This is a genomic window from Bradyrhizobium sp. IC4060, assembly GCF_020193715.1.
In the GTDB taxonomy this organism is placed as follows: Bacteria; Pseudomonadota; Alphaproteobacteria; order Rhizobiales; family Xanthobacteraceae; genus Bradyrhizobium; species Bradyrhizobium yuanmingense.
On the sequence record NZ_JADYVJ010000115.1, the window covers coordinates 1 to 403 of the forward strand.

At 57.1% G+C, this 403-nt stretch carries 1 protein-coding gene; it reads right to left on the minus strand.

The window, feature by feature from the left end:
- A partial coding sequence (locus tag I6F16_RS37750) for a prolipoprotein diacylglyceryl transferase family protein (protein ID WP_225174810.1) occupies positions 1-381 on the minus strand: 381 nt, incomplete at its 3' end.
- Positions 382-403 lie beyond the last annotated feature (22 nt).

Below are 403 nucleotides of genomic sequence, written 5' to 3' on the forward strand. Positions count from 1 at the left end.
ATCTGCCACGGACGCGAAGCGAATGCCCTTGCGGCGGCAATATAGCCAGATCGCTAGACCACCTAGAGAAATGGCCCCCCAGATGCCTAGGCCACCCTGCCAGATGAAGAAGCAGTGGTACCACGTCCGACCCGGGCCAAAGTACAGCTGATGGTCGGTAATGACGTGGTAAAGCCGTCCACCAATAATTCCGGCAATGACAGCCAGGGCGCACAATTCTTCAAATTTTTCCTCCTCACCGCCACGAGCCTGATAGCGACGCCCACCACTGATATAGGCGACGACGATGCCCGCGAGGATGCATAGGGCGTAGATGTGGATGGTTAGCGGTCCAAGATGAAACGCTTCGATTGATGGGCTAGGGATCGATAGCTGACTCACTGGCGTTCCGCCCGCCGTACTC